Genomic DNA, 3,580 nt, shown 5'->3' on the forward strand with positions numbered 1-3,580 from the left:
CCCGGTAAAGTCGCGCTCTGCCGTCAGCAGACCGGCAGGCTTGTGGAAGCGCCACAATTTGGCGGGTGCGGGTTCCTTGACCGGCTTGCCGTCGACGGTGATGCCGTTGAGGCTGGTCAGCACCGTGGCGGGCGTGGTGATGGCGACACCATCGCGCGCGACGCGACCGCCCTCGATCATCCGCTCGATCTCGCGGCGCGAGGCGATGCCAGCGCGCGCGAGAAGCTTGGCGATACGCTGGCCTTCGCCGAGCGTGGAGGTGCGGGCCTTGGGTTGTGCGGCGCGCGGCGACGGGCTGTCGTCGAGCGGATCGAATTTCGGTTTCCGGGGGGGCATGCGCGCTGCTATAACGTCGAAGCTGGCGCGCGGGAACGCAAGAATTGCACCCGGCGTATTTGCCTTTCCCGCCGCCCGCCCGTTCAGAAAGTTCCTCCATGCTGTTTTCGCGGTTTACCCGGTCGATCGAAACCATCCTGATCGTCGAGGACGAGCCGCTGGTCGCGTTCGACAACGAGCTGCGCGTGGTCGATGCGGGCTATCGCGTGGTCGCGACCGTCGATACCGAGGCCGAGGCGATCGCAGTGCTGGAGCGCGAGCCGATCCATCTGGTGCTCGCGGACGTCAACCTGTCGCGCGGTGGCAGCGGGGTCGAAGTCGCCCGCGTGGCGAGTGAGCGCGACATCCCGGTGCTGTTCGCGACCGGCACGTGCCCCGGCCATGCGAAACAATATGCGATCGGCTGTCTGATCAAGCCTTACAGCGCTGCCGAGCTGGTCAAGGCGATCCACGCGGTCGACCTGCTGATCCGCGGCCAGACGCCCAAGGCCATGCCCAAGCCGCTCAACCTCTATTCGGCGGCGTAACCCCGCGCCGACATCCGTCGAACCTCGCGGCCATGGAGCGCAATCGTTGCGCGCGAGGACATGCAAATGCTGAAAATCTGGATTCCGATGGCTGCGCTGGCCGCATTGACCGCCTTCGTGCTGGTCGAAGGCCGTGCCGACACGTCGCAGGCGGCCACCCGTCCGCAGAACAGCGCCGCGCCCGCCGCGTTGGCGCAGACCGCCGCCGGCCCCGTCGTGGCCGAACTGTTCACCAGCCAGGGCTGTTCGTCCTGTCCGCCCGCCGATGCGGTGGCGGCCAGGCTGGCGCGCGATCCCGGCGTGCTGGTGATCAGCCGCCCGGTCACCTATTGGGACCGGCTTGGCTGGAAGGACAGCCTGGGCCGCGAGGAAAACACCCGGCTCCAGCGCCAATATGGCGACAGGGCCTTTGCCGGCGCGAATATCTATACCCCGCAGCTGGTGGTCGACGGCCGGGCCCAGGCGGTCGGATCGCAGGAAGCCAAGGTCCGCAGCCTTCTCGCCACCGCAGCGGCTGCGCGGTGGAAAGCGGGATTGAGCGTCCGCATCGCCGCCGATGGGACCGGCAGGCAGGTGCTGATCGATGGGCCCAAGGATCAACAGGCCGAACTGGTGCTTGTCGCTCTCGCGTCCGGGCGCACGGTCAGCATCGGCGCGGGCGAGAATGGCGGGCGCAAGGTGCATTATACCAATGTCGTGCTGGCCGAGCGCGCTCTCGGGCGCTGGAGCGGCGGCGCGCTGCGCGTTCCGATCACCCTCGACCTGCTCCGCGTGACCGGCGCGGACCGGCACGCGGTGCTGGTCCGCAAGGGGCCAGGCGGGCCGGTGATCGGCTCGGCAGTGATCTGACCGGGCCAGCGCGCGCAAAAGCCTCTGGCGTAAATCGCTGGTGCCGCTAGTTTCCTGCCCGGGACACGGGAAGGGAAGCTGAATGACCGAACACACCGCCGGGATCGCCCCCGAGGCAACGGGCTGGCGCGCGTCGCTGCCGGTGGGCCTGCGCCCCTATACCGAGGCCGCGCCGCTCGCCGCGCTGTTCCTGGGCATCTCCTCGGGCTTTCCCTTTGCGATGATCGCGGCGACGCTCTCCACCCGGCTGGCGCAATCGGGAATCGAGAAATCGACCGTCACCGCCTTTGCGCTCACCTTTCTGGCCTATAACTTCAAATGGCTCTGGGCCCCGATCATCGATGCGGTGAAGCTGCCGCTGCTCGGACGGCTGGGCCAGCGTGTCTCATGGCTGATCCTTTGCGCGGTGCTGGTGATGGTCGCGATCATGAATCTGGGGCTCGCCGATCCGGAGGCGGACATTGCCAGCGTGGCGGTCGCCGCGATCCTGGTCGGGGTCGCGGGTGCGACCTTCGACATCGTGATCGACGCCTATCGCATCGAGCTGCTCGAACCGCACCAGCTTGGCGTCGGATCGGGCATGAGCCAGTATGGCTGGCGCATCGGCGCGGCGCTCGCCGGATCGGTGGCGTTGATCGTCGCGGCGCGCAGCGATTGGACCACGGCCTATATCGCGGTCTCGTTCTTCGGACTGTTCGCGGTGATCACCGGCCTCGTCATGGGCGAGCCCGCGCGGCGGCAGGAGCCCAAGCCGCTCAAGGGGCCGGTCGCTGCCGCGATCGCCTATGTCAGCCCGCTTGCCGAGTTCTTCAAGCGCCAGGGCGCGCTGGTCGTGCTGCTGTTCGTCCTCGTCCACAAGATCGGCGACACGCTCGCCAACCTCACGCTGCGGCTGCTGTTCGAGGATCTGGGCTTCACCAATGACGAGCTCGCCATCTATGACGTGGGCCTCGGCTTCTGGGCGCTGCTCGCGGGAATTTTCGTCGGTGGGATGCTCTATGCGCGGCTGGGCATGAAGCGTTCGGTGTTGATCAGCCTGATCCTGATGGCCGTTTCGAACCTTGCCTTTGCCGGGCTCGCCACGGTTGGCCATAGCACCTGGGCGATGGCGGGCGCGATGGGTTTCGAGAATTTCGCCAGCGGCATCGGCGGGGTGTGCGTGGTCGCCTATCTCTCGGCGCTGTGCAATCTCGAGTTCACCGCGACCCAGTTCGCGCTGCTTTCGGCGGCGGCGAGTATTACCGGGCGCTTCCTGACCGGCACGCTCGCTGGCGGGATGATCGAGTCGCTGGGTTTCACCAATTTCTATCTTGTTACGACCGTCGCTGCGCTGCCCGGCGTGCTGCTGTTCTGGTGGATGATGGCAAGCGGGCTGGTCGATCGCTCGCTCGGCACGGCGGGGACCGAGGAGAGCGGGGAGTAAAATCCGGCGCTAAACCCCTGCCGTTTGTCCCGAGCGAAGTCGAGGGACCTACGCGCTACCGTTCGGACAAGCGTCCCTCGACTTCTCGGCTTTGCCGAGAAGTTTATCCTGAGCGGCTGGCTTGCCAGCCAGTCGAAGGGCTCGGGACAAACGGATTGAGATTTGGCTGATCGCCGATCAATCCGGCTCCTGCCCGTTGGCTCTGAGCACCTCCCCCGCGAGATAGAGCGATCCCGCGATCAGCACCGGGGCTGGCTCGCGCTCCGCCAGCAGCGCCATCGCCGCGTGCACATCGGCCGCCGCTTGCACCTCGATTCCCGAGGTAAGGCATTGCTGGAAGGCATCGACATCGTGCCATTCGTGCCCCGGAACCGGCAGCGCGGTGACGCTGGCAAGGTGCGCCTCCAACGGCCCGAGCAGGGCGCCGGGCTGCTTGTTGCTCAGC

General features: G+C 67.0%; 4 protein-coding genes and 1 pseudogene. 3 read left to right on the forward strand and 2 right to left on the reverse strand.

What is annotated here, in order from left to right:
• Positions 1-336, reverse strand: a 336-nt coding sequence (locus AX735_RS14585) for a S4 domain-containing protein (protein ID WP_446471824.1), incomplete at its 3' end; no start/stop codon positions are given.
• Positions 337-434: 98 nt separating this feature from the next.
• Between AX735_RS14585 and AX735_RS14590 the strand changes: the two genes are divergently transcribed.
• The 3 genes from AX735_RS14590 to AX735_RS14600 all read left to right on the forward strand — a co-directional run bounded on the left by AX735_RS14590 (position 435) and on the right by AX735_RS14600 (position 3,135).
• Complete coding sequence (locus AX735_RS14590) at positions 435-863, forward strand: response regulator (protein ID WP_066281793.1); 429 nt, start codon at positions 435-437, stop codon at positions 861-863.
• Between the two features lie 66 nt (positions 864-929).
• Positions 930-1,712: a DUF1223 domain-containing protein gene (locus AX735_RS14595; protein WP_171007826.1), complete on the forward strand. Its 783-nt coding sequence runs from the start codon at positions 930-932 to the stop codon at positions 1,710-1,712.
• A gap of 82 nt (positions 1,713-1,794) precedes the next feature.
• Entirely contained in the window at positions 1,795-3,135 is a 1,341-nt protein-coding gene (locus AX735_RS14600) for an AmpG family muropeptide MFS transporter (protein ID WP_066281796.1), read from the forward strand.
• A gap of 177 nt (positions 3,136-3,312) precedes the next feature.
• Here AX735_RS14600 and AX735_RS25920 read toward each other — a convergent pair.
• A pseudogene (locus AX735_RS25920) lies at positions 3,313-3,580 on the reverse strand (bifunctional folylpolyglutamate synthase/dihydrofolate synthase); the annotation flags it as partial.

Source organism: Blastomonas sp. CCH1-A6, assembly GCF_001556365.1.
GTDB lineage: Bacteria > Pseudomonadota > Alphaproteobacteria > Sphingomonadales > Sphingomonadaceae > Blastomonas > Blastomonas ursincola.